This window comes from Mesorhizobium sp. Primo-A, assembly GCF_003997175.1.
In the GTDB taxonomy this organism is placed as follows: domain Bacteria; phylum Pseudomonadota; class Alphaproteobacteria; order Rhizobiales; family Rhizobiaceae; genus Mesorhizobium; species Mesorhizobium ciceri.
Map to the genome: position 1 here is coordinate 298,103 of NZ_RZTG01000004.1, position 24,435 is coordinate 322,537.

General features: G+C 63.9%; 23 protein-coding genes. 5 read left to right on the plus strand and 18 right to left on the minus strand.

Annotated elements, in window-relative coordinates; genetic code table 11:
- Nucleotides 1–4 precede the first annotated feature (4 nt).
- The 9 genes from phnN to EOC83_RS09700 all read right to left on the minus strand — a co-directional run bounded on the left by phnN (nucleotide 5) and on the right by EOC83_RS09700 (nucleotide 9,735).
- The gene (gene phnN / locus EOC83_RS09660; RefSeq protein ID WP_024502021.1) at nucleotides 5–634 is read right to left on the minus strand and encodes a phosphonate metabolism protein/1,5-bisphosphokinase (PRPP-forming) PhnN; all 630 of its coding nucleotides are present in this window, start codon (nucleotides 632–634) and stop codon (nucleotides 5–7) included.
- Nucleotides 631–1,782: an alpha-D-ribose 1-methylphosphonate 5-triphosphate diphosphatase gene (locus tag EOC83_RS09665; protein WP_063169766.1), complete on the minus strand. Its 1,152-nt coding sequence runs from the start codon at nucleotides 1,780–1,782 to the stop codon at nucleotides 631–633. Before EOC83_RS09665 ends, phnN begins: the two co-directional genes overlap by 4 nt.
- 13 nt (nucleotides 1,783–1,795) lie before the next feature.
- Nucleotides 1,796–2,503, minus strand: a complete 708-nt coding sequence (locus tag EOC83_RS09670; RefSeq protein ID WP_027161055.1) for a DUF1045 domain-containing protein — start codon at nucleotides 2,501–2,503, stop codon at nucleotides 1,796–1,798.
- 153 nt (nucleotides 2,504–2,656) lie between these two features.
- Nucleotides 2,657–3,469 carry a 5-deoxy-glucuronate isomerase gene (iolB, locus tag EOC83_RS09675; RefSeq protein WP_063169767.1) on the minus strand — a complete coding sequence of 271 codons (813 nt, stop codon included), beginning with the start codon at nucleotides 3,467–3,469 and terminating at the stop codon, nucleotides 2,657–2,659.
- A 150-nt stretch (nucleotides 3,470–3,619) separates the two neighbouring features.
- Entirely contained in the window at nucleotides 3,620–3,838 is a 219-nt protein-coding gene (locus EOC83_RS09680) for a hypothetical protein (RefSeq protein WP_027161053.1), read from the minus strand.
- Nucleotides 3,839–3,896: 58 nt separating this feature from the next.
- The gene (gene iolE / locus EOC83_RS09685; RefSeq protein WP_063169768.1) at nucleotides 3,897–4,814 is read right to left on the minus strand and encodes a myo-inosose-2 dehydratase; all 918 of its coding nucleotides are present in this window, start codon (nucleotides 4,812–4,814) and stop codon (nucleotides 3,897–3,899) included.
- Nucleotides 4,815–4,928: 114 nt separating this feature from the next.
- On the minus strand, nucleotides 4,929–6,779 hold the full coding sequence (gene iolD, locus EOC83_RS09690; protein WP_063169769.1) for a 3D-(3,5/4)-trihydroxycyclohexane-1,2-dione acylhydrolase (decyclizing): 1,851 nt from the start codon (nucleotides 6,777–6,779) through the stop codon (nucleotides 4,929–4,931).
- Between the two features lie 34 nt (nucleotides 6,780–6,813).
- Complete coding sequence (gene iolC, locus EOC83_RS09695; RefSeq protein WP_063169770.1) at nucleotides 6,814–8,748, minus strand: 5-dehydro-2-deoxygluconokinase; 1,935 nt, start codon at nucleotides 8,746–8,748, stop codon at nucleotides 6,814–6,816.
- A 141-nt stretch (nucleotides 8,749–8,889) separates the two neighbouring features.
- A complete protein-coding gene (locus EOC83_RS09700; RefSeq protein ID WP_024502014.1) occupies nucleotides 8,890–9,735 on the minus strand; it encodes a MurR/RpiR family transcriptional regulator in 846 nt (281 codons plus the stop codon).
- 155 nt (nucleotides 9,736–9,890) lie between these two features.
- Here EOC83_RS09700 and EOC83_RS09705 point away from each other — a divergent pair, with 155 nt between their 5' ends.
- Nucleotides 9,891–11,000, plus strand: coding sequence for a Gfo/Idh/MocA family oxidoreductase (locus EOC83_RS09705; RefSeq protein WP_013528369.1), 1,110 nt, complete (start codon nucleotides 9,891–9,893; stop codon nucleotides 10,998–11,000).
- Nucleotides 11,001–11,011: 11 nt separating this feature from the next.
- Here the strand turns inward: EOC83_RS09705 and EOC83_RS09710 are convergent, their stop codons facing one another.
- The gene (locus EOC83_RS09710) at nucleotides 11,012–11,713 is read right to left on the minus strand and encodes a YafY family protein (protein WP_063169771.1); all 702 of its coding nucleotides are present in this window, start codon (nucleotides 11,711–11,713) and stop codon (nucleotides 11,012–11,014) included.
- Nucleotides 11,714–11,842: 129 nt separating this feature from the next.
- Between EOC83_RS09710 and EOC83_RS09715 the strand changes: the two genes are divergently transcribed.
- Entirely contained in the window at nucleotides 11,843–12,478 is a 636-nt protein-coding gene (locus tag EOC83_RS09715; RefSeq protein WP_027161048.1) for a LysE family translocator, read from the plus strand.
- A gap of 34 nt (nucleotides 12,479–12,512) precedes the next feature.
- On the opposite strand, the gene EOC83_RS09720 is transcribed toward EOC83_RS09715, so the two are convergent.
- The 7 genes from EOC83_RS09720 to EOC83_RS09750 form a co-directional block, all read right to left on the minus strand.
- A complete protein-coding gene (locus tag EOC83_RS09720; protein WP_063169772.1) occupies nucleotides 12,513–13,604 on the minus strand; it encodes a 3-deoxy-7-phosphoheptulonate synthase in 1,092 nt (363 codons plus the stop codon).
- A gap of 517 nt (nucleotides 13,605–14,121) precedes the next feature.
- Nucleotides 14,122–14,916, minus strand: a complete 795-nt coding sequence (locus EOC83_RS09725) for an SDR family oxidoreductase (protein ID WP_013528365.1) — start codon at nucleotides 14,914–14,916, stop codon at nucleotides 14,122–14,124.
- A 29-nt stretch (nucleotides 14,917–14,945) separates the two neighbouring features.
- Entirely contained in the window at nucleotides 14,946–15,941 is a 996-nt protein-coding gene (gene iolG, locus EOC83_RS09730; RefSeq protein ID WP_063169773.1) for an inositol 2-dehydrogenase, read from the minus strand.
- 112 nt (nucleotides 15,942–16,053) lie between these two features.
- A complete protein-coding gene (locus EOC83_RS09735) occupies nucleotides 16,054–16,821 on the minus strand; it encodes an ATP-binding cassette domain-containing protein (RefSeq protein WP_023810655.1) in 768 nt (255 codons plus the stop codon).
- A gap of 2 nt (nucleotides 16,822–16,823) precedes the next feature.
- Nucleotides 16,824–17,900 carry an ABC transporter permease gene (locus tag EOC83_RS09740; protein ID WP_013528362.1) on the minus strand — a complete coding sequence of 359 codons (1,077 nt, stop codon included), beginning with the start codon at nucleotides 17,898–17,900 and terminating at the stop codon, nucleotides 16,824–16,826.
- A 113-nt stretch (nucleotides 17,901–18,013) separates the two neighbouring features.
- On the minus strand, nucleotides 18,014–18,955 hold the full coding sequence (locus tag EOC83_RS09745) for a sugar ABC transporter substrate-binding protein (protein ID WP_024502009.1): 942 nt from the start codon (nucleotides 18,953–18,955) through the stop codon (nucleotides 18,014–18,016).
- 300 nt (nucleotides 18,956–19,255) lie between these two features.
- The gene (locus EOC83_RS09750; RefSeq protein WP_027161043.1) at nucleotides 19,256–20,287 is read right to left on the minus strand and encodes a LacI family DNA-binding transcriptional regulator; all 1,032 of its coding nucleotides are present in this window, start codon (nucleotides 20,285–20,287) and stop codon (nucleotides 19,256–19,258) included.
- A gap of 170 nt (nucleotides 20,288–20,457) precedes the next feature.
- On the opposite strand from EOC83_RS09750, the gene EOC83_RS09755 reads away from it, so the two are divergent.
- The 3 genes from EOC83_RS09755 to EOC83_RS09765 all read left to right on the plus strand — a co-directional run bounded on the left by EOC83_RS09755 (nucleotide 20,458) and on the right by EOC83_RS09765 (nucleotide 23,187).
- Nucleotides 20,458–21,549, plus strand: a complete 1,092-nt coding sequence (locus EOC83_RS09755; RefSeq protein ID WP_063169774.1) for a fatty acid desaturase family protein — start codon at nucleotides 20,458–20,460, stop codon at nucleotides 21,547–21,549.
- 88 nt (nucleotides 21,550–21,637) lie between these two features.
- The gene (locus EOC83_RS09760) at nucleotides 21,638–21,952 is read left to right on the plus strand and encodes a MocE family 2Fe-2S type ferredoxin (RefSeq protein WP_027161041.1); all 315 of its coding nucleotides are present in this window, start codon (nucleotides 21,638–21,640) and stop codon (nucleotides 21,950–21,952) included.
- The gene (locus EOC83_RS09765) at nucleotides 21,949–23,187 is read left to right on the plus strand and encodes an FAD-dependent oxidoreductase (protein WP_063169775.1); all 1,239 of its coding nucleotides are present in this window, start codon (nucleotides 21,949–21,951) and stop codon (nucleotides 23,185–23,187) included. Before EOC83_RS09760 ends, EOC83_RS09765 begins: the two co-directional genes overlap by 4 nt.
- A gap of 119 nt (nucleotides 23,188–23,306) precedes the next feature.
- On the opposite strand, the gene EOC83_RS09770 is transcribed toward EOC83_RS09765, so the two are convergent.
- Nucleotides 23,307–24,266 (minus strand): DUF1402 family protein, encoded by a 960-nt coding sequence (locus EOC83_RS09770; RefSeq protein ID WP_127325931.1) that lies wholly within the window; start codon nucleotides 24,264–24,266, stop codon nucleotides 23,307–23,309.
- Between the last annotated feature and the right edge of the window lie 169 nt (nucleotides 24,267–24,435).

The following is a 24,435-nucleotide window of genomic DNA, read 5'->3' on the forward strand; positions in this document are numbered from 1 at the left end:
TAGCCTAGATCAGGCCCGACATGTCGGAAAAGGCCATCGCCTTGCGCAGCACCTCGGCGAAGCGTTCGCCGGCGGCTTCGCGCGGGCCGCTGTTGTCGATCGAGGTGACGCCGGGCCCGGACAGAGTGACATTGGCGCTGCGTGCCAGCCGCGCCAGCACTTCGCCGCGGGACTCCCGGCCGCGCATCGCCAGACGCTCGGCCAGCACTTCAGGCGAGGCAGTGATCTCGACGACGGCCAGGTTGGCATAGCGTTCGCGCAAGGAGGGGATGATCGCGCGCGACACATTGGCGACAGCGACACGGCCATTGGCGACAGACCAGTCGACATCGGCGGGGATGCCGTAGCGCAAGCCGTGTGCTTCCCAGGAAATGGCGAAGGCGCCATCGGCTTCGGCTTCGGCGAAGGCAGCGTCGGCCAGCGTGTCGTGATCCTCGCTTGCGGCATCGCTCGGCCTGGTGATGACCCGGCGGACGAACTCCAGCCGCGTTTCGTCGGCAAAATGGTTGCGGGCGTAGCCGATCACCGTGTCCTTGCCGGCGCCGCTTGGGCCGACGACGGCGACGAAAACGCCATCGCGGATCGGAAACGTCTCGGCCGAAAGTTCCCGCTCGATCAGTGCCGACACCATCATGCCACCCGGCGTCCCTGCCGCCACACGGTGCGCACGACCGGAACATGGTCGTCGACGCGCACCCGCACCAGATCGGCGCGGCGGCCCTGCTCGATGACGCCGCGGTCGGTCAGTCCAACCGCATCGGCCGGGTTTTTCGAGACCATGGCGACGGCCTGCGGCAGGGAAATGCCTTCGACGACATCGCCGAGGAAGAACGCCGACTGGATCAGGCTGAAGGGAATGTAGTCGGACGACAAGATGTCGAGCAGGCCGTCGCTGGCCAGCGTACGGGCCGAGACATTGCCCGAATGCGAGGCGCCGCGCATGACGTTTGGCGCGCCCATCAGCACACCCATCCCGGCCTCTTTCGAGGCCCTTGCGGCCTCTTCCGTGGTCGGGAATTCGGCAACCCGCACGCCCTGCTCGATCGCTTCGTCGACATGGCCCGATGTGGCGTCGTCGTGGCTGGCCAGCACGATGCCGCGCTCCTGGCAGGCGGCGGCGATCACCGCCCGGTTCGGCGCCGAATTGCGCGCCGATTCGGCCATCCGTTTTTCGCAGAACACCTTGAAGTCGCGATCGGTCAGCTTCAGCTTGCGCTGGTAATAGTAGGCATAGGTTTCGAGATTGACGAACTGGCGCTGGCCTGGCGCATGATCCATCAGCGATGCCAGCTTAACCCGCTCGTCGCCGTCGAAATTGGCGAAAGCCCTGAGGCAGTCGGGTGCCGAAACCTCGCAGCGCAGGTGGATGAAATGGTCGGCGCGCAGACGGTCCTGCTTCACACTGTCCTCGATCGCGTCGGCCAGCTTGCGGATGTCGGCCGATGTCAGGTCGGCGTCTTCGTCCATGCCGACGCGCAAGGCGTCCAGCACGGTGGTGATGCCGGCGGTTGCCACCTGCGCGTCATGGGCGAGCACGGCGGCGATCGGATTCCAGCGCACCTTGGGCCGCGGCGCGTAATGGCCTTCGAGATGGTCGGTGTGCAACTCGACCAGCCCGGGAATAATATAGTCGCCGCCCATATCCTCGCCGATGCGGCCAGAGCCAAGGCTTGCGCCGGCTTCGATGCCGGCGATAAAGCCGTCGCGCAGCACCAGCGAACCTTCGACGATCTCGTCGGCAAGCACGATGCGGGCATTGTGGAGAACAGTCTCGGCGGTCATTTCAGGCAGTCCTTCAGGCGGTTTTTCTGGCCGGGCGGCGCCCGAGCGCGTGATGCGAGAGCACCATGAACGGCGCACCCGGTTCGGTTTCGACAAACAAGGTCAGCGCATCCACCAGCACCTTCTGTTGCAGCACTTCCGCGAACAGGCTGTCGATCGCTGCGCGCAAACGCGGGCTCTCCTGTGACCCCGCCCGGCCGGAGAGCGTCATGTGGAAGCGAAAGGTTTCGAAGACATAGGGGTAGCCCCATTGGCAGAGATTGCGGAACTCGGCCGGCTTCAGCGAATCCGGGCTGCGCCGCTCGATTTCCGCCTCGCTCAGCGGTGCGCGAAACCGGTCGAAGTCGCGCACCACGTCATCGGCGAACCGGTTGAGCGCAGGCACTGGCCCTTCCGGCACCAGTGCGAAGAAGCCGTCGATCTGGCTGACCACGAGACGGGGAATGGTCACCACCGGCGTCACCTCGGCAAAAAGGTCGAGTGCGGCGCGCAGCGAGACTTCCGTCTCGTTGGCAGCCAGGCGGAACGGTGCTTTCAGCGTCGCATGGAAACCATAGCGGCGCGCCGAAGCGGTGTGGAAAGCCACTTCCGCCGCCGACAGGTCGGCCACCGCTTCGACCGGCCTCGTGGCGGCGCCAAACGGGTCGCGGCCCAGCCAGTCGGCGGCGATCCGCGCCAGTGGCTCGTCCTGCCGGGGAGTGAAATAGAGGGCGTAGCGCATGGAAAGTCCTTGTCAGCTTCGCTGCCATAGGTGATTTCCATGACGAATTGACGAAGCCTTGCTGGCTTTCAGGTAACAAAACGCTGCGGCGGGGTCATTAGCCGACGATTTTTTCGTGCTGGACCAGGGGGCGAGTGCTCACGCAGCGACCGATCAGGCCTTCATCAGCCATTCATGCTCGGGCGCATTGTGGAACTTCCACGTCCGCTTCGGTCCTGCCATGACGTTGAGATAATAGAGGTCGTAGCCATGGCAGGCGGCGCAGGGGTGATAACCCCTGGGTACCAGCACGACATCGCCATCCTCGATCGCCATTGCTTCGTCGAGCGCGCGATGGCCGTTCTTGTCGGCGTCGGTGTAGACGCGCTGGAAGGCAAAGCCCTGCGGCGGGTTGAGGCGGTGATAGTAAGTTTCCTCGAGGTAGGATTCAGCGGGCAGATTGTCCTGGTCGTGCTTGTGCGGCGGATAGCTCGACGTATGCCCCCCGGGCGTGATGACCTCGACCACCAGCAGCGAATCGGCCGGCTTGCCCTCCGGCAGGATGTTGGTGACATAGCGCGTGTTGGTGCCCTTGCCGCGCACCTCCTGGCCGAGATCGTCCGGTCCGATGACGCGAACCGGCAGGCCGCCGCCAAGGCCCGGCGCCGAGCAGACCGCGACTTCCAGTTCGGTGTCCGCGGTCACCGACCAGTCCGAACCCTCAGGCACGTAGACCGACCACGGCTTGCCCTCGAAGGGCGACATGCGCTCGCCGAGCAGGCCGAGCTCCTTGCCGCCGGCTGAAGCCTTGCCCTTGCCGGTGACGAACACCAGGCAGACTTCGCGATCCTCCGTCTTGCCGAAGGCGCTCTCGCCCGGCTTCAGCCGATGCAGGTCGAAACCGACATAGGTCCAGCCCGCGCTTTTCGGCGTCACATGGGCGACGCGACCGTGGCCCTTGTCGGCTTTGACGAGCAGCTTCGACATTTTTGTCTCTCCTATCGAAATCTTCGAGATCGGCCGAAGCCTCTCTAACTTCGTCATCCTAGGGCCTAGCAGGAGCGAAGCTCCGTCGCGGAGACCCTCGGATGACGAAGTTAGAAGCACTGGAAGCTAACCGCCGACGCATGCGATCAGTCACTCCTTCGGCTCGGGCCCGACCGGAGGCCTCGCCTCGTCAGCAGGCTTGTAGAGATAAAAAAACTGCCAGACGGCGTAGCCGGCGAAGCCGAGCGCGATCATGCCCCAGAACGGCGTGCCGGTGGCGAACTCGATGATCGACCAGATGACGCAGACCGCGACGACGGCGACACGCCGCCACAAAGGCCGGAAGAAGGGGTGTTCGGAATCTTTCATCGGGCCAATCTACAGCAATCGGCCTCGCCGGGAACCCGTCGCACCAGCCATTGGGAAACTAGACATTTGGAAAGCCTTGCGTCTCGACCGTGTATCCGGCCGCCGTCATGACGCGCATCAATTCCTTGTAGCCCACTTGCGCCATCCTGAGCGGCGGGTTCTTCTTCGGGTCCTGCTCGGCCTCGACCACGAACCAGCCCTCATAGCCATGGTCGGCGAAGCGCTGCACGATGGCGCCGAAGTCCAGCGAACCGTCGCCCGGCACGGTGAAGGCGCCGAGCGCCACCGCGTCGAGGAAGGACTGCTTCGTGCGGTCGAGCTTTTCGATCACCCCCATGCGGACGTCCTTCACATGCACATGGCTGATCCGGGTATGGTGGTTGTCGATGGCGCGCAGCACGTCGCCGCCGGCGAATGCCAGATGGCCTGCATCGAGCAGCAGCGGAATGCCGGCTCCGGAATAGCGCATGAAGGCATCGAGTTCCGGCTCGGTCTCGACCACCGCCGCCATATGGTGGTGGTAGGACAGCGGCATGCCTTGTTCGGCGCACCATTCGCCAAATTCGGTCAGGCGCTTCGCATAGGCTTTCATCTCGTCGTCCGACAGCTTCGGCTTGGTCGCCAGCGGCTTCGAGCGGTCGCCCTGGATCGAACGGCCAACCTCGCCATAGACGATGCAAGGCGCGTTCACCGCCTTGAACAGGTCGATCATCGGCTGGATGCGATCCTTGTTGTCGGCCATCTCCCCATCGACCAGCGTGCCCGAGAACCAGCCGCCGCACAGCGTGACGTCGGCGGCCTTCAGGATCGGCAGCATGATTTCGGGGTCATTGGGAAAACGCCGGCCCATCTCCATGCCGGTGAAGCCGGCCGAGCGCGACTGGCGCAGACATTCTTCCAGCGACACGTCATCGCTGAGCTCCGCAAGATCGTCGTTCCACCACGCAATGGGGGACATGCCCAGTTTGGCTTTCAAGTCGTCACTCCGGTCCTAAAACAGTTTCTTGCTCGTTGGCGCCGCCCCTCATCTGCCTGCCGGCATCTTCTCCCCGTGTAGAGACGGGGAGAAGGAGGAGCTTCGGCGCCTATATCAATCGCCGATGGTCTGCATCTGCCGCTTTTCATCATACGCCTTGCGCGCCGCGTTGACCTGCGGCCGCACTGACACTTCCGGCACCGCCACATCCCACCAGTGACCGCCGGCATCGGTGGAAACCAGGGGGCCGGTGTCGATGACGAGCACCGTGGTGCGCGTATTCTTCCTGGCTTGTGCCAGCGCGTTTTCCAGCCCGGCGATCGACGGCACTTTCTCGGCAATCGCCCCCATGCTCGCCGCATGCGCGGCGAAGTCGATGTCGGGCAGAACCTCGTGGCGCGAGTCCTTCAGCAGATTGTTGAAGTTGGCGCCGCCGGTCGCCATCTGCAGCCGGTTGATGCAGCCGTAACCGCGGTTGTCGAGCAGCACGATGGTCAGCTTGAGGCCGAGCATCACCGAGGTGGCGATCTCCGAATTCATCATCAGGTAGGAGCCGTCGCCGATCATGACGACGATCTCCTCGCCGGGCTTCGCCATCTTGGCGCCGAGCCCGCCGGCAATCTCATAGCCCATGGTCGAGAAGCCGTATTCGCCATGGTACGAGCCGGGCGCGCCCGCCTGCCAAAGCTTGTGCAATTCGCCCGGCAACCCGCCGGAGGCATTCAGCAGCGTCACACCGGAGCCCATGGCGCGCTGCACCGCGCCGATCACCTGCGCATCGGACGGATAGGCGGCATTGGTCGACGCCGTCACCTTGGCCGCCTCGACCGCCCAGGCCTTCTTGCCGGACGACGCATTGTCGGTCCAGCTTGCCGGCGCCTTCCAGTCCTTCAGCGCAGCACCGAGTTCCGCCAGGCCCTCGGCCGCATCGGCCACCAGCGGCAGGGCGCGGTGCTTGCCGGCATCGAAGGGCTGCACGTTGAGTCCGATGATGGTCTTGCCCGAATTCTTGAACAGCGCCCACGAACCGGTGGTGAAATCCTGCAGGCGCGTGCCGATGGCCAGCACGACATCGGCTTCCTCAGCCAGCCGGTTGGCGGCAGAAGTGCCGGTGACGCCGACCGCCGCCATGTTGAGCGGGTGGTTGTCCGGCAGCGAGGATTTGCCGCCTTGCGTCTCACAGACCGGGATGCCGCCGCTCTCGGCGAATTTCGCCAGTTCGTCCGACGCCTGCGAATAGAGGACGCCACCGCCGGCGATCACCAACGGCTTTTTTGCACCCTTGAGCGCGGCGACCGCGGCCGCCAGTTCCTGGCGATCCGGGCGCGGCCGGCGCTGGTGCCAGACCCGCTCCGCGAAAAAACTCTCGGGATAGTCATAGGCCTCGGCCTGGACGTCCTGGCAGAGCGACAGCGTCACCGGGCCGCATTCGGCCGGATCGGTCAGCACGGCCATGGCACGGCTCAGCGCAGGAATGATCTGCTCCGGCCGGGTGATGCGGTCGAAATAGCGCGAAACCGGACGGAAGCAGTCGTTGACCGTCGCCGTGCCGTCGGAAAAATCCTCGGCCTGCTGCAGCACCGGGTCGGGGATGCGGTTGGCGAAGACATCGCCTGGCAAAAACAGGACGGGCAACCTGTTTACATGGGCGAGCGCCGCCGCCGTCACCATGTTGAGCGCGCCGGGGCCGATCGAAGAGGTCGCGGCCATGAAGCGGCGGCGGAAATTGGCCTTGGCGTAGGCGATTGCCGCATGCGCCATCGCCTGTTCGTTGTGGGCGCGAAAGGTCGGCAGTTCGTCGCGCACCTGATAGAGCGCCTCGCCGATGCCGGCGACATTGCCGTGGCCGAAGATCGCCCAGACGCCGCCGAAGATCGGGACTTTGCTACCGTCGATCTCAGTCATCTGGCGCGACAGGAAGCGGGTCAGCGCCTGCGCCATCGTCAGGCGGATTGTCTTGCTCATGGTGTTTTCCTCCGCAGTCCTATTCCGCGCCTTCTTATGCCGCCTTGCGGCCGCGCGCGGCAAGCCACGCATCCGTCAACTGTTCGAAGCGCTGCGCCATGTCGGCGATCGCCTCGTCATCCGACATCCTGCCGGCCAGCCATTGTTCGGCCGCATGGACGAAGATGGTGCGGCCGACGGCAAAACCCTTGACGATGGGTGCCTTGGCGGTGGCGGCGAACGCCGCTTCCAGCTCGTCCTGCGGCGCTTCCAGGCCCAGCAGCACGACGCCGCGGCACCAGGGGTCGTGCTTCAGGATCACGGCCTCGATCTTCGCCCAGGCGCCGCTCGACGCCTGCGGCTCGAGCTTCCACCAGTCCGGCTTGATGCCGAGCGCATAGAGTTCCTCCAGCGCGCGCGGGATCGTCGTGTCGTCGAGCTTGCCATGCTTGCCGGCAATGATCTCGATGAGAAGTTCCCTGCCGACCTTCCGCGCCGCTTCGAACAGCGCGCGCAACTTCTGCTGCTGTTCGTCCTTGAGCGCCGCCGGATCGTCGGGATGATAGAAGCACAGGCATTTGATGCAATGGTCGACCGGCCACTCGGTGAGCTGCGAGCCGATGTCCTGCGAGAATTCGAAGCGCAGCGGCCGCGAACCCGGCAGCTCCACCGGCCGCCCGAGCCAGGCGAAGGAATGCCTGGCGAATTCGAACATCGCCTTGCGGCCGTGTTTCTCGTCGATCAGCATGCCGTAGCCGTCGCGGCCGGCGGCAACCTTCGCCGCCGCCTTGACCGCCAGCACCTTGAAATCCTGGATGCGTGCGGGATCGGCACCGGCCTTCGCCGCCACATCCTCGAGCTGCACGCGGTGGTCGCAGGCGAGCGCCATCATCGAGGGAATGTCGCGCCGGCGCGTCGTTGCCCAATGGATGTGGTTGATCGCCTCGTCCTTGCGCAACGCTAGATGCCTGCTGCCGTTCTTGAGGAAGAACCGCAGCTCCTCGAAGGTCGGATATTCCGGCGCGCAGAGCAGCCGCGACACGGCGAAGGCGCCGCAGGCATTGGCCCAGGTCGCCGCCGTCGCATGGTCTTCGCCGCCCAGCCAGCCGCGCAGAAAGCCCGACATGAAGGCGTCGCCGGCGCCGAGCACATTGTAGATCTCAATCGGAAACCCCTTGCCGACGACGCCGTCCTCGAGATCGTCGCTGATCGGTCCGTCATAGACGATGCAGCCCATCGCGCCGCGCTTCAGGACGATGGTGGCGGACGACAGCGAGCGGATCGTCTTCAAGGCGCTCAGGCAATCATCGGCGCCCGACGCGATCATGATCTCTTCCTCGGTGCCGACGATGAGGTCGCAGTCGGGCAGCACCGTCTTCAGCTGCGCCGAGACCCGGTCCGATTTTACATAGCGCTCGAACCCTTCGGCATGGCCGGCGAGACCCCACAGGTTCGGCCGGTAGTCGATGTCGAACACCACCTTGCCGCCCTTGGCCTTCATGATGCGGATCGCCTTGCGCTGCGCGGCATCGCTGTTAGGCCTGGAAAAATGCGTGCCGGTGACGACGATCGAGCGCGCCGAGGCGATGAAGGCCTCATCGATGTCTTCCGGCGCCAGCGCCATGTCGGCGCAGTCCGAGCGATAGAAGATCATCGGCGAGACGCCTTCGTCCTCGACCGACAGCAGCACCAGTGCGGTTAGCCGCTCCTTGTCGGTCTTGAGCCCGTCGACATTGACGCCTTCACGCGTCAGCTGCTCGCGGATGAAGCGGCCCATCTGCTCGTCGCCGACGCGGGTGAGCAGCGCCGAGCGCAGGCCGAGCCTGGCGGTGCCGACCGAGATGTTGGCCGGGCAGCCGCCGACCGACTTGGCGAAGGAGGTGATGTCCTCCAGCCGCGAGCCGATCTGCTGGCCGTAAAGGTCGACGGAAGCGCGACCGATGGTGATGACGTCGAGCGGCGCGTATTCAGCGTCCACGGCTTCGCTCATTGGAACCTCCCGTCGGCCTTGTTGTGTTGGGGTACACGCGCGAGCGGCAGCGTGGCGCCGGGAATATGAAATAATAATTCCAATCCATAGTCAATATGGAATGAGCATTCCTTCGGTGAAAAGTACCTTTTCGGCGGTGGATCAGGCCTTGCGCTTCCTGCCCGTGTCGCGCCGCTTCTCGCCGACGCCGACGGTCAGTGCCATGGCCAGCGCCATTGTCGCCGACAGTGAGCGGAAGCCGGCGAAATCGGCCTCGGCAACCTCGAACCAGACCTTGGCGAACTGGGCGAGCGGCGAAAACGAGCTGTCGGTGATGGCGACGATCGGCACGCCCTGTTCCGAAATGCTGCGCGCCTCCTCGATCGTGGCGGGCGCGTAGGGCGAGAAGGAGATGGCGATGACGGCATCCGCCGGCGTGGCGAAGCCGATCATCTCGGCATTCAGCCCGGCCGCCGATTCGATCAGCTGGTTGCGGATCTTCAGCTTGCCCAGTGCATAGGCGATGTAGGACGCCACCGGATAGGAGCGCCGCTTGGCCAGCACATAGATGGTTTCCGCCTTTGCCAGCAGGGAAATAGCGTCTTCCAGATGCGCTTCGTCCAGCGTGCGCGAGATGTCGTTGAGCGAGGTTGAGGCGGCGGCGACGAAGCCGTCGAAGATCGCCCGGTGGCCGGCGCCTCCCTCAGCCTTGACGCGCAGCGCCTGCAGCCTTTCGTCATAGGATGAGTTGCGCTCGCGCAGCCGCTCGCGAAACACCTGCTGCAGGCTGGTGAAACCATCGAAGCCAAGCTGCTGGGCAAATCGGATCAGGGTCGAAGGCTGCACGCCCGCCGAAGCGGCGATGCTGGCGGCGGTGCCGAAGGCGATATCGTCGGGATTGTCGAGCGCATGGGCAGCGATCTGGGCGATGCGTTTCGGCAGGCTTTCGCGTCGCTCCAGGATGGTGGTGCGCAGCGTCTCGAAATCGCGAGGTACCCGTTCGTCCATCGTCGCTCTGTCCAGGCTCATGCGTGAAGCGTCCTCTGTGCCTCATCATAGCGAGCCTGCGCAAGAACACCATAAAAAATGAGGCAGACATTCCATTTCAGGAGAAAATGGACTAATTCATCCACGCAGCGCTTCAAGCAGTGGAGAAACGGAAAATGGTCGGCGTCGGTCTCATCGGTACGGGTTTCATGGGCAAGTGTCACGCCATCGCATGGAGTGCCGTCAGCGCTGTCTTTCCCGACGTGGCCAAGCCACGGCTGGTCCATCTCGGCGAGGTCAATGAAGAGCTTGCCCGGCGCAAGGCGGGCGAGTTCGGTTTCGCCAAGGCGTCGGGCGACTGGCGCGCCGTCGTCAACGATCCCGAAGTCGACATCGTCTCGCTGACCACGCCCAACCAGTTCCACCCGGAAATGGCCGTCGCCATCCTCGAAGCAGGCAAGCATCTGTGGTGCGAAAAGCCGATGGCGCCGAGCTTTGCCGAGGCCGAGGCGATGGCGGCCGCGGCGAAAAAGTCCGGCAAGGTCGCGGCCCTCGGCTACAACTACATCCAGAGCCCGGCCATCCGCCATATCGGCGCGCTGCTGGAAGAGAAGATCATCGGCGAGGTCAACCATCTGCGCATCGAGATGGACGAGGACTTCATGGCCGACCCCGAAGCGCTGTTCTTCTGGAAGCACGAAGCAGCTTCCGGCTATGGCGCGCTCGACGATTTCGCCGTGCATCCGCTGTCTCTGGTCTCGGCCCTGTTCGGCCGCGTCGCCAGTGTCATCTGCGACATGGCTAAACCCTATGCCGATCGCAAGCTGGCCAGCGGCGGTCGTCGCGCGGTGGAGACCTACGACATCGCCAGCGTGCTGATGCATCTGGAAAACGGCATTGCCGGCACGCTGCTGGTCAACCGCTCAGCCTGGGGCCGCAAGGGCCGCATCGCCGTCCAGATCTTCGGCTCTAAAGGGTCGATCCTGTTCGACCAGGAACGATCGAACGAATTCCAGCTCTATCTCACATCAGACCGGCCGACCGAACAGGGCTACCGCACCATCCTGGTGGCGCCGCACCACAAGCCCTATGACCTCTTCGTGCCGGCGCCGGGCCATGGCCTCGGCTTCAACGATCTCAAGATCATCGAGTGCCACGAATTGCTGACGCGGCTTGAAGGCAAGCCGGCGCGGCTCATCGAGTTTGCCGAAGGGCTGGAGATCGAGCGCACGGTGCACGCGATGGCGCGCTCGTTCGAGGAAAAGCGCTGGGTGGACGTACGGTGATATAAGCCCGCTCAGACGGCCGTGGCAGCGACGTTCGTCTCCCATCCATTCACCCAGACCTGCCGCAAGCGGTCGCCTTCGCCCTTGAAGCGTAACCCGGTCGCCTGGCAATCCGCGATCCGGTCGCTGCGGAAATTGCGGATCGCCTGGCGCAGCTCGCACCAGGCGACGATGTTGGCGGTTTCGGCGTAGTAGATCAGCGCGATCGGGCGGATGAGGCGCTCGGAGGCGCGGCCCATTTCGTCTCGATAGGAGAGGTCGAGCTTCTCCTCGTCGCGGATGGCGCGTCGCACCAGCGCAAGGTCGATCGCGCCGGTCGAAGGCGCGGCGAACCCCCACGCGTGCAGCGCATTGGCGTCGAATACCTGGCGCAAGGGCGGCGGCACCGCGCCGGCGATCTTGGCGCTGACGCGCTTGGCCGCCTGCTTGAGCTCGCTGTCGCCGGTGCGCTCCAGCAGCGCCAGCGACAGGACGATCGCCTCCATCTCCTCGATCGAGAACATCAGCGGCGGCAGGTCGAAGCCGGGACGCAGGATGTAGCCGATGCCGCGCCCGCCCTCGATCGGCACGCGCATCGCCTGCAGGGCGGCAATGTCGCGATAGATCGAGCGCACCGTCACCTCCAGCCGCTCGGCGATCGTCGCTGCCGTCACCGGCTGCCGCGCCAGCCGCACGATCTGGATGATCTCGAACAGGCGCGACGCCTTGCGCATTTTTCTCGCCCGGTTTCCATCACAACTGACACACCATCGTCAGTTGGGCTGACCTATAGGAGCGCCTATCGAATTGAAAATCAACAGGTTCCGCTGCGGTTTGGCGGATCGAGGCGGCAGGCAACTGACATGGGCTATGCGGAAAATCTCTGGCTTTTCTTTATCCTGCTGTTCGGCATCATCGCCGTTCCGGGCATGGATATGCTCTTCGTGCTTGCCAATGCACTGACCGGCGGCCGCGACCGAGGCCTTGCCGCGACCGGCGGCATCATGGTCGGCGGCATGGTGCACACGCTGAACGGCGCCATCGGCGTCGGCCTGCTGATGCATTTCGTGCCGATCCTGTTCAAGCCGCTGCTGCTTGCCGGCGCCGCCTACATGGCCTTCATAGGCATCACGCTGATGCGCAGTTCCATCATCGTCGGCCAGGAGGGGCCTGCCGGCAGCCGTTCCGCATGGAAGGCGTTTCGCCAGGGATTTGTGACCTGCCTGATCAACCCGAAGGCATACCTGTTCGTGCTTGCCGTCTACCCGCAGTTCCTGAAACCGGACTACGGTCCGATCTGGATGCAGGCGACGGTCATGGGGCTGCTGACCGTGGTGACGCAGGCTGCGATCTATGGCGGGCTGGCTATCACGGCCGGCCGCAGCCGCAACCTTCTGATCGCCAATCCGCGGGCGACCATTTTTGCCGGCCGCGCGGCCGGACTGCTGCTCTTTGCCGTATCGGTGTTCACGGCATGGGAAGGATTAAGGGCGGCGTAATCCCGGTCACCGCCGCCCACTTCCCTATGCCCTGTCAGGCAGCTCCCTGCCGGTTGTCGATCATGGCGCGGCGTGCCGAGCGGCGCCACTCGACGGCGCCGGCAAGGCCGTGCAGCACGGTCTCGGTGGTCGCCCAGTCGATGCAGCCATCGGTGATGCTCTGGCCATAGACCAGCGGCTTGCCCGGCACCACGTCCTGCCGGCCGGCGACGAGATTGCTCTCGATCATCAGGCCGATGATGCGCTCGTCGCCTGCCGCGACCTGGCCGGCGACATCTGCCGCCACCTTGGGCTGGTTCTCGGGCTTCTTGGCCGAGTTGGCGTGGCTGACATCGATCATCAGACGGGGCGCAACGCCGATGCGGGCGAGTTCCACAGCGGCGGCTTCGACGCTCGCCGTGTCATAGTTCGGCTGAACGCCGCCGCGCAGGATAACGTGGCAGTCCTCATTGCCCGTGGTCGTGGCGATGCCGCTGCGCCCGCCCTTGGTCACCGCCATGAAATGATGCGGCTGCGCGGCGGATTTCACCGCCTCGGCGGCTATGCGCAGATTGCCGTCGGTGCCGTTCTTGAAGCCGACCGGGCAGGAGAGGCCCGAGGCCAGTTCGCGGTGGATCTGGCTCTCGGTCGTGCGCGCGCCGATCGCGCCCCAGGCGACGAGGTCGGCAATGTATTGCGGGGTGGTCATGTCGAGGAATTCGGTCGCAGCCGGCAGGCCGAGATTGTTGACGGCCGACAGCACATTGCGTGCCATCCGCAGCCCCTTGTCGATGTTGAAGCTGCCGTCGAGGTGGGGATCGTTGATCAGGCCTTTCCAGCCGACCGTCGTGCGCGGCTTTTCGAAATAGACCCGCATCACGATCTCCAGCCGGTCCGACAGGCTCTCGCGCAGCGCCGCGAGACGGCTGGCGTAATCGACGGCCGCGACCGGATCGTGGATCGAACACGGGCCGACGATGACGAGCAGCCGGTCGTCGGTCCCGTTCAAGATGGCATGGGTTGCATTGCGCGATGCGCTGACGGTGCGCGTCGCCGTCAAAGTGCGCGGTATCTCCCGCATCACCTCGTCCGGTGTGCTCAGTTCTCGGATTTCCTTGACCCGGAGGTCGTCTGTGGTGGTCAACACGGCTTTCTGCTCCTGTCGAGAGCATGATGCCGAAAAGTGTGAAGCGGTTTTCGGACGACATCATGCTCCCCTTTGATTTAGAGGAAACCTGCCGGCTGAAAACAAAAAAGCCGCCAGGTATGGCGGCTGTTCGGATCTTGTTGCTGCAATCTTCAGATCGAGCGCAATCCTCCCGCCGCCAGCGAGCTCCTAAAGTACCAATATGTGACGGTCAGGTTGATCATGAGGCTCATATAGTCGATGCGGAGGCACTTGTCACGTGCCCTGATGCGGAGACAATTCGGGATGGCCGAAGCACCCAAATTTCGTCATCCCTGGGCGGAGCAGGAGCGAAGCTCCGTCGCGGAGACCCTGGGATCCATTCCGTGACTTTGGCCGAATGGTGCAGCGGAGCAGAATTCCGCACCGCAGCAACGCTCAGAAGTCGCGGCATGGATCCTCGGGTCTGCGCCGCGTCGCTACGCTCCTTGCACCGCCCGTGGATGACGAAGTGATGGGCGTTTGAGACTCGCCGGCGTTACTCCGGTGACGCCCCCGCAATGCTTTGATCGTAGTCGACCAGCGACCCGGTCATGACACCGGACTGCGGGCTGACCATGTAGCTGATCAGACGGGCAAGCTGGTCCGGCTTGACCAACTGGCCCATCGGCTGCGTCGCTTCGGCCTTCGCCAGCCAGTCGTCCGGCGCGTCGTGCCACTTCTTCTGCACGATGTCCTCGCCTTCCGTATCCATCCAGCCGGGCAGCACCGCATTGCAGCGGATGCGGTTGTAGCGATAGGCATTGGCGACATTCTTGGTCAGCGTCATCAGCGCGCCCTTGCTGGTCGAATAGGGCGTCAGGAACGACTGGCCGGTATGCGCCGACATCGACAGCACGTTGACGATCGAGCCGGGTGCCTTCTTTTCCAGGAGATGCGCCACCACGCCCTGCATCAGGAAGAACGGGCCGCGCACATTGGTATCGAAAATCGTATCGAACAACTCTTCGGAGGTTTCGACCAGCGAACCGCGCGCCGAAGTGGCGGCGGCGTTGACCAGCGCGTTGACGGTGCCGAAATGCGAGATCGCGGTGGCGACCGCGCGCTTGCAGTCCGCCACTTTTGACACATCGGCGCTGATGAAAATCGCATCGACGCCGGCTTTCTTGAAATGGGCGACAGCCTTGTCGCCCTTCTCCTGCGAGCGGCCGATGAGCGCCAGCGCCCGGCAGCCCTCGTCGGCCAACGCTTCGGCAACGGCAAAGCCGATGCCTTGCGCGCCGCCGGTGACGATGGCGCGTGTCTGTGAATTGCGATCGGCGGATGCGCTCATCGCTTTGCTCCTGGATTGAGTTCCGGTTCTTACTTGTCGAGGCGGACGGTCTTGCCGGTGGTTGCCGACTTTAGCGCGGCGTCCGCCAATCGAAGCGCGATAAGCCCATCGGCGCCGCTGGGTGATGCCTTCTTGCCCGAGGTCGCGGCGGCGATGAAAGAGGCAATCTCGATGGCATAGGCGTCGAGATAGCGGGTCATGAAGAAGTCGTGCAGCGGCGGGCGCGTATAGCCCTTCTCATTGGCCAGTTCGATCGACACCGGCCGCTGGTTCTCGGCAGCCACCATGCCTTTCGAGCCATGCACCTCGATGCGCTGGTCGTAGCCATAGGTGGCGCGGCGCGAGTTGGAGATGACGGCCTGCTTGCCGGACGCGGTCTCGAGAATGACGCTGACCGAGTCGAAATCGCCGGCCTCGCCGATCTTCTTGTCCACAAGCACCGAGGCATGCGCGCTCACGGCAACTGGTTCCTCGCCGAGCAGGAAGCGCGCCATGTCGAAATCATGGATGGTCATGTCGCGGAAAATGCCGCCCGAGCGCTTGATGTAATCGATCGGCGGCGCGCCCGGATCGCGCGAGGTGATGGTGACCATCTCGACGGTGCCGATGGCGCCGTCGTCGATCGCCTTGCGCACAGCGGCGAAATGCGGGTCGAAACGCCGGTTGAAACCGACCATCAGCGTCGCCTTGGCCTTGTCGACCACGGCCAGGCATTTCTCGACGCGCTTGACGTCGAGGTCGATCGGCTTCTCGCAGAAGATCGCCTTGCCGGCCTTGGCGAAGCGCTCGATCAGATCGGCATGGGTGTCGGTCGGCGTGCAGATGATGACGGCGTCAATATCTCCGGCTTTCTCGATGTCCTCGATGCTGCGCACCTCGGCGCCATAGGCGCTGGCCAGTTCGGTGGCCGCCTTCTCGAACGCATCGGCAACCGCAACCAGTTTGGCCTGCGGATTGGAGCCGACGGCACGGGCGTGGACCTTGCCGATGCGGCCGGCACCGAGGAGAGCGAAGCGAACGGTCATGGGTATTTCCTCTGGGGGAATGGGTTGGAGAGAGTTGTCCGCACCTTGCTTTTGGGGAAAGGTGGCAAGGCTATTTTTCGAGCGCGCCAGAAAACAGGATGACCATCCTGTTTTAGGCCGCGAGTTCCGCCTCCCCGGTCTTGGCGCCGGTGATGTAGGAGACGATATCGTTTCCGTCGGTGTTCTCCTTGCGCAGATTGGCGACGATGCGGCCGCGCCGGAACACGACGATGCGGTCGCAGAGATCGAACACCTGGCGCATATTGTGGCTGATCAGGATCAGCGGCTCGCCATTGTCCTTCAGCGTACGCACGATGTTTTCGACCTGCGCGGTCTCCTGCACGCCAAGGGCGGCGGTGGGCTCGTCCATGATGATCAGCTTGGAGGCGAAGGTCGCCGTCCGGGCGATCGCCACGCACTGGCGCTGGCCGCCCGACATGTGGCGGATGGTGTTGGACAGATTGGGGATCTTCACCGCCGTGCGGACCAGCGCCGCCTCGGTTGCCTTGCGCATGTATTTGCGGTCGAGGATCGAGAACGGGCCGAGGTTGAACAAAACCTTCTCGCGGCCGAGGAACAGGTTCGACGGCACGTCGAGATCGTCGGCCAGCGCCAGATTCTGGAACACGGTCTCGATGCCCGCCGTGCGGGCCTCGATCGGCCCGGCAAAGTTCACTTCCTTGCCGTCGAACCAGATCTGGCCGCTGGTGCGCTGCTCGACGCCGGTGATCTGGCGCACGAAGGTCGATTTGCCGGCGCCGTTGTCGCCCATGATGGCGACATGCTCGCCCTTGCGCAGCTCGAAGTTCGCGCCTTCCAGCGCATGCACGCCGCCATAGCGCTTGGTCAGGTTTTCGGTCTTCAGGACGATGTCTGACATGGTCATGCCCTCATTGCCCGCAGGCGTTGGCGCCACTGGTCGAGAACCACCGCACCGACGATGATCACGCCCTTGACCATCTCCTGGTAGTAGGCGTCGAGGCGCAGGAAGGTGAAGCCGGAGATGATGACGCCGAAGATCAGCGAGCCGATCACCGTGCCGATGATCGAGCCGCGGCCGCCCGACAGCGAGACCCCGCCGATGACCGCCATGGCGATGGCGTCGAGTTCGTACATCACGCCCATGCCGGACTGCGCGGTCAGGTTCTTGGAGCTCAGCACCACGGCGGCGAGCGCGGCGAGAATGCCGGCGATGACGTAGACCAGGATCTTGTGATTGGCGATCTTGATGCCGGACATGCGCGCGGCGTCCTCGTTGGAGCCGATCGCGTAACAGTGCTTGCCGTACCTCGTATAGGTCATGATCAGCTGGAACAGGATGGCCAGCGACAGGAAGATGACGACCGGCATCAGGCCTTTGCCGATGCTGGCGAAACTCTCGGTGGGAAACGAGATCGGCTGGCCCTTGGACCACCATTTGGCGATGCCGCGCGCGGTCACCATCATGCCGAGCGTGGCGATGAATGGCGGAATGCGCGTGTAGGCGATCAGCGCGCCATTGACCAGGCCGGCGAAGAGGCCGCAGGCGATCGCCACCAGCAGCGGCACGATGACAGGCAGGTCGGTCCAGCCCTGCGCCAGGAACATCGCCTTGGGATTGGGGTTGCCGTTGACCGTCGCCACCTGGGCGAAGCTCATGGCGATCATGGCGGTCGCGCCGACGATCGAGCCCGAGGACAGGTCGATGCCGCCGGTGATGATGACCTGTGTCACGCCGATGGCGATGATGCCGACGATCGACACCTGCAGGATGATGATCTGCAGGCGCGCTTCGTTGAAGATGCCGCCGACATCGCTGCGTGTGTTGAACAGGAAGCTGTCGCCGAGAAAGATGCGGCCGATCAGTTCGAAGATGACGACGAGAATGACCAGGGCCAGGAAAACATTGAACTCGGCCGGCCATGTGCGCTTCTTCGCATCATAACCGACGCCGCCGACGCCATGAGATGTCTGTGCCACGTATTCTGTCCTCCATCAGCCGCGGTCGCCCTCGCGCCGTGCCGGCGCTGAGGGAGAGAGGGAGCGGCGCTGTCTTGATCGAGAGCGCCGCTCCGTATCGAACCGCTGGCGGCTCAGTTCTTCTTCAGGAACTTGTCGATGTTGGCTGGCGTCACCAGCTGGAAGGGCACGTAGACCTTGTGCTCGACCTTCTCGCCCTTGGAGAGCTTGAGCGCCGCATCGAGAGCGCCGGCGCCCTGGCCGGCCGCGTCCTGGAACACAGTTACGTCGAGGTCGCCCGCCTGCATGGCCGCCAGCGCGTCCTGGGTGGCATCGACGCCGCCGACGACAACCGCCTTCATGTCGATGTTGCCGGCCTTCATCGCCTGGATGGCGCCGATGGCGCTTTCGTCATTGTTGGCGATGACGCCATCGAACGGCTTGCCGGTCGAAAGCCAGTTGGTCATCAGGTTCTGCGCCTCGTCGCGGTTCCAGTTCGACGTCTGCTTGTCGATGATCTTGATGAAGCTGCAATCCGGCGTCGCGATCACATCGTCGATGTCCTTGGTGCGCTGCACGGCGGCCTGGTTGGAAAGCTCGCCCATGATCACATAGACATTGGCTTCCTTCTTGCCGGCTTCCTTGAACAGGCGGCAGACTTCCTTGGTCTCGAGCGTGCCGGAATCGGCTTCGTTCGAGGCGACGAAGGCCTGGTTGTCGGGCAGCGTGTCGACGTTGACCGGCTCGCGGTTGACATAGACCAGCGGGATCTTGGCTGCGGCGGCGGCATCCGACATCGCCTGCGTGGCCGAAGTGTCGACCGGGTTGACGATGATGGCGTCGACGCCCGAAGCGGCGAAGTTCTTGATCTGGTCAAGCTGCTTGGCAACGTCGTTCTGCGCGTCCTCGACCTGCAGCTCGACGCCGCTCATACCCTTGGCCTGCTCGATCATGCCGTTGCGCAGCACGGTCAGGAAGTTGTCGTCGAACTTGGCCATCGACACGCCAACCTTGGCGGCCAGGGCGGATGAACTCATCAGCGCCGCGAAGGCGACGCCTAAAATCAATTTCTTCATTGTGTTTCTCCTCCACATATTGGTGTCCGGTTTCACCGATTTATCCGGAATCCCCGATCTCCCCGGGGAATCTCTCCCTGATGTCGTTTCTATTCCGGGTGACGCTTGCCGTTGGCTGGAACGTCAAACCCTCTGTTTGAAACAGATATTCCGGAACGAAAGAACCAAAATATACAGATGATGAAATATTTATTCCATTTCACATCGGGGCGTCAAGGGCGATTCCGCGGCCTGCGGGCCGATTTACGCATCGCTCTGATGGATTCTATCATTTGCCTCGGCACCTTGCGCGGCGGCTGGCTAGATGTTTTCCGGCAGATAGATGTCGAAGGGCAGAAAGGTCTGGCCCGGAGCGTTGGCGGCGCCGGTTTCGATGGCATGCGCCATCAGGTCGACGAGCTCACGGCATAAAGCGGCGAGCGGGGTCGAGATCACCATGGTGAGGATGTTGTCGGCGAGCGCCGCGCGCGACTCGGCGTTGATCTCGTTGCAGACGACCACCGGCATGGTCGCGGGCTTCGCTGCCCGCAGCGCCGAGACCGCGCCTTCCATGCCACCGCCGGCGACGTAGCAGCCGGCAAGATCCGGATAGCGCGCCAGAAGATCGATCATCGCGTCATGGGTCACCTGGTTGGCTTCCAGATTGACCAGCGTTTCAAGCACGCTGAACTCCGGCGCATGCTCGCGGAAGAAGGAGCGAAAGCCGATCTCGCGCAGCTCATGGCCGTGGAAGCGGTGGCTGCCGACGAAGAGGGCGACCTTGCCGGGCCGCTTGGCTGCCTTGGAGATCATCCATGCGGCGGTGCGCCCGACCTTGCGGTTGTCGAGGCCGATATAGCCCTCCCGGATGCCGGCGGCAAAATCGGACAGCACCGAAAAGACCGGCTGCCCTCTCGCCTTCAAGGTTTCCACGACCGCTGTCAGGGTCGGATGGTCCGGACCGACCACGGCGATGGCCCTCGATTTCGCCGCCAGCCTGCGCATCTGGGAGGCGATCTCGTCGGGAGCCAGGGAGCTGGCGAAATCGATGCTCGCAACGCCGCGGAAGCGCTGCGATTGAGAGATGGCCAGTTCGAGTTCCCGCGCGAAGTCACCGTAGAAGGCATCGTTGCCCCGCAGCAGCAGGAAGCCCAGGCGGTACTCCGGCAACTCCTGGCGCATGCGCTGCTTGATAAGGCCGGCGGCGTGGTAGCCGATGTCGGTAGCGGTCTCGTAGACGCGGCGCGCTGTCTCTTCGCGCACCGGCAGCCGGTTGTTCAGCACGCGGTCGACGGTGGCGACACTGACGCCCGAGATGCGCGCCAGATCGGATATTGTCGGCCGCTTCACCATGCTTGCCTCGTCGGGTTTGCTCGAGCCCTTCGTACATCATCCTGATGGGAAATGATAGAAACTATCTTTATGATGTTGAGTCTATCATCAGTCGGCGTTACTTTGACGCCCGAAGCCAAGGGATTTCATGGCATTCGCTCTGGCGGATGCCTTTGCCGAGGGAGGCAATCATGTCCACTGCGCCGTCCCGGCGTGACTACAGCCTGATCGGCCGCGACGCCAAGCTCGCCGTCGAGACCGGCCTGTCGGCGGCCGAGTGGTATCACACCGACATACCGCGCAAGCAGATGAAGGAGCTGATGCAGCGCTCCGACGGGCCGGCGATCCGCGATACGGCGATCTGGTTCGCCGCCCTGACCGTCAGTGGCGCCGGCGGCGCCTGGCTCTGGGGCACATGGTGGTGCGTGCCGTTCTTCTTCGTCTATGGCGTGCTCTACGGCTCCTCGACGGATTCACGCTGGCACGAATGCGGTCACGGCACCGCCTTCCGCACGCAATGGATGAACGATGCGGTCTATCAGATCGCCTGCTTCATGATCATGCGCAATCCGGTGACCTGGCGCTGGAGCCACACGCGCCACCACACCGACACCATCATCGTCGGCCGCGACCCGGAAATCTCGGTGATGCGGCCGCCGGATCTGGTTCGCGCCATGCTGGGCTTCGTCGGCGTGCTCGACGCCTGGCATGCGATGAGCGATATGCTGCGCAACGCCGCCGGCACCGTCAGCGCCGCCGAAAAGACCTTCATTCCAGAACAGGAACAGCCCAAGGCGATCCGCGTCGCCCGCATCTGGACGGCGATCTATGCCGCCACCGTCGGGCTGGCGCTCTACACCGGTTCGTTCCTGCCGCTGATGCTGGTCGGCCTGCCCAGGCTCTACGGCGCCTGGCACCATGTCATGGTCGGGCTGCTGCAGCATGGCGGCCTGGCCGACAATGTCACCGACCACAGGCTGAACAGCCGCACCGTCTACATGAACCCGATCAGCCGCTTCATCTACTGGAACATGAACTACCATGTCGAGCATCACATGTTTCCGATGGTGCCCTATCATGCGCTGCCGAGGCTGCACGAACTGATCAAGCACGATCTGCCGGAAGCGACACCGTCGATCCTGGCCGGCTACCGCGAGATGATCCCGGTCTTCCTGCGCCAGCTGCGCAACGAGGACTATTTCCTCAAGCGCGAGCTGCCGCCGACCGCACGGCCATATCGCGAGGAATTCCACAACGACACTATCGCCGCCGCGGCGGAATGATCGTGCTTCCATCCGATCCAGACTGTTTATTTAACGCAATTCCGGACGGAAAACCGCTGCGCACTTTTTTGCTTTTGGGAGGACTTGAATGAGCGACTGGGTCGAGGCCTGCGCCACCGGCGACATAGACGAGGAGGATGTGATGCGCTTCGACCATGGCGGCCGCACCTTCGCCATCTATCGCAGCCCCGACGACGAGTTCTTCGCCACCGACGGCCTTTGTACGCATGAAAAGGTGCACCTGGCCGACGGGCTGGTGATGGATGACATCATCGAATGCCCCAAGCACAATGGCCGCTTCAACTACAAGACGGGTGACGCCCGCGGCGCCCCGGTCTGCGTCAACCTGAAAACCTATCCGGTCAAGGTCGATGCCGGCAAAGTCCTGATCCAGATCGGATGACCGATATGGCGGGGGGGATGCTCATCATCGGCGCCGGCGAATGCGGCGGGCGGGCGGCATTGGCGCTGCGCGACCTCGATTATCAGGGGCCGGTGACGCTGGTCGGCGACGAGCCGCATCTGCCCTATGAGCGCCCGCCTCTGTCCAAGGAGGCGATGGCCAGCGATGCGCCCGGGATCAAGGCGATCGCCAGCGACGCAATTCTGGCCGAGAAGTCGATCCGGCATATCCATTCCGTCCAGGCCGTCGCGATCGACCGCGCGGCGCATACTGTGCGCCTGTCGGACGGATCGGTCCTGCCTTACGACAAGCTCCTGCTGGCAACCGGTTCGACGCCGCGCAAGCTGCCGATGCCGGGCCTGGGTCCGCGCTGCGTCTATCTCAGAACCTTCGCTGATGCGCTCGCCATTCGCGCGCATCTCACCCTCGGCAACCGTATCGCCATCATCGGCGGCGGCTTTATCGGCCTCGAACTCGCCGCCGCGGCCCGCAAGCTCGGTGCCGCGGTCACCGTCATCGAGGCGCAGCCTCGCATCCTGATTCGCGGCGTGCCGGCGGAGATCGCGGAAATCATCCATGAGGCGCATGTCGCCGAGGGCGTCGACATCCTGTGCGGCGACGGCATCGCGTCCATCGCCGACGATGGCAACGAGGTGCGCACCACACTTGCCGGCGGCCGGGAAATCGTCGCCGACCTCGCGATCATCGGCATCGGCGCCGTGCCGGTGGCCGGGCTTGCGGCCGAAGCGGGGCTGACGATCGACAATGGAATTGCAGTCGATGCCGAGCTGCGCAGCTGCGATCCCGACATCTTTGCCGCCGGCGATTGCTGCTCGTTTCCGCTCGCCGTCTATGGCGGCCGCCGGGTGCGGCTGGAAGCCTGGCGCAACGCCCAGGAACAGGGCGCGCTGGCGGCCAGGAACATGCTCGGCGCCGGCGAGGCGCATGCGGCGGTGCCGTGGTTCTGGTCGGATCAATATGGTCTGTCGCTGCAGATCGCCGGGCTCTCCGACGAGGGCAAAAACACCGTGCGCCGCGATCTCGGCGACGGCGCCTTCATCCTCTTCCATCTGGCTGAAGACGGCAGGCTGGTCGCGGCCAGCGGCATCGGCCCCGGCAACGCGGTCGCCCGCGACATCAGGCTGGCCGAAATGCTGATCGCCAAGCGGGCCAAGCCGGCGCCGGAAGCGCTGGGATCACCGGATGTGAAGCTGAAGTCGTTGTTGGCCGCCTGAGCCTACGCTCCCCCTTTTTGGGGGCCGCTGCGCAGCTGCGGGATGGGAGTGCGGCACCGCCCCTGACCTTCGGTCCGACCTGCCCTACAAGGGGCAGGTAAAGGCTCTGAACCCCAGCCCTAAAACAGCGCCTTCAGCTCCGGCAGTTTGTCGTTCACCAGCCAACCATAATAATTCTCTTCCGGCAGCTTTTCGGGCTCACCGGCGGCGCGGCGCCTGTCGTTCTCCGCCTTCAACGCATAAGCGCGCTGCTCCGGATTGCCGACATTGTAGAGCGTGGCGGTCAGCCCGGGATTGCCCGAAATGTCGAAGCCGGCAATGCTTTTATAGGCATCGATCGATTTCCTGATCGTCGCGGCGACGTAGGGCAGCGTCAGGTCGGGATCCATGATGGTCTTGTAGACCGAATTGGGATCGCCGACGTCGAGCTTGGGCAGGCCCGAAACCTTGTGCACCAGATCGCTCATCTGCAGGGCGGTCAGCGGATTGAGCTGGCCGAGGCCGAAGGTCTGGCCGGCATAATAAGGCTGGAAGAAGGTGGCGCCGAAGCGGTCGTCGGGAAAGCTGGCCCCGCCGACCGACTTGCCGCGAAACGAACGGTTCCACACCTGTTCGCGGCATTCCCACAGATCGTAGCTGTCGGACATCCCCGCGCATTTCTTGAATTCCGGCCGCTGCACGAAGTCGGTGATGTCCTCGCCGTCATAGGCGAAGGACAGCTTGCTGGAGAGATAGGAGATCGCCTTGACATAGTAGGTCTGCAGCCGGTCATAAGCATCGACATTGTAGGTGTGCTCGCCGACGATGGCGCCGACAATGTGCAGGGGATCGATGCCGTAGGCGGCCGCCGCCTTCCTGATCTTGGCGCGCAGATCGGCGTCGTTCTGCAGCAGGGCATAGACCTTGCGGTACTTCGCCTGGAAGCTGGTGTTGGTCGCCTGCGTGCGCCGGCTGGAGGCGCCGGGAATGTCGGGCTGCACGGCATTGCGATTTCCCGGCGGCACCAATGTCGCTGCCTCGGCGGCGAACAGCGTCGCCGCCAGCGTCAAGCCGAGAATGACCAGGATCAGTTTTTTCATGCACCCGCCGCCCAAGCAATTCCAGGAAAAGTGTGAAACGGTTTTCCGGAATTGCGTCAACCTAGAGATCGAGAATTGCCGCGCAAACTAGGTAAAGCTCTTGGTCGAGTCGAGAGCGCCCCTTCACCCGGCAGGACGAAAGGTGGCCAGATGGTACCATCTGGCCACA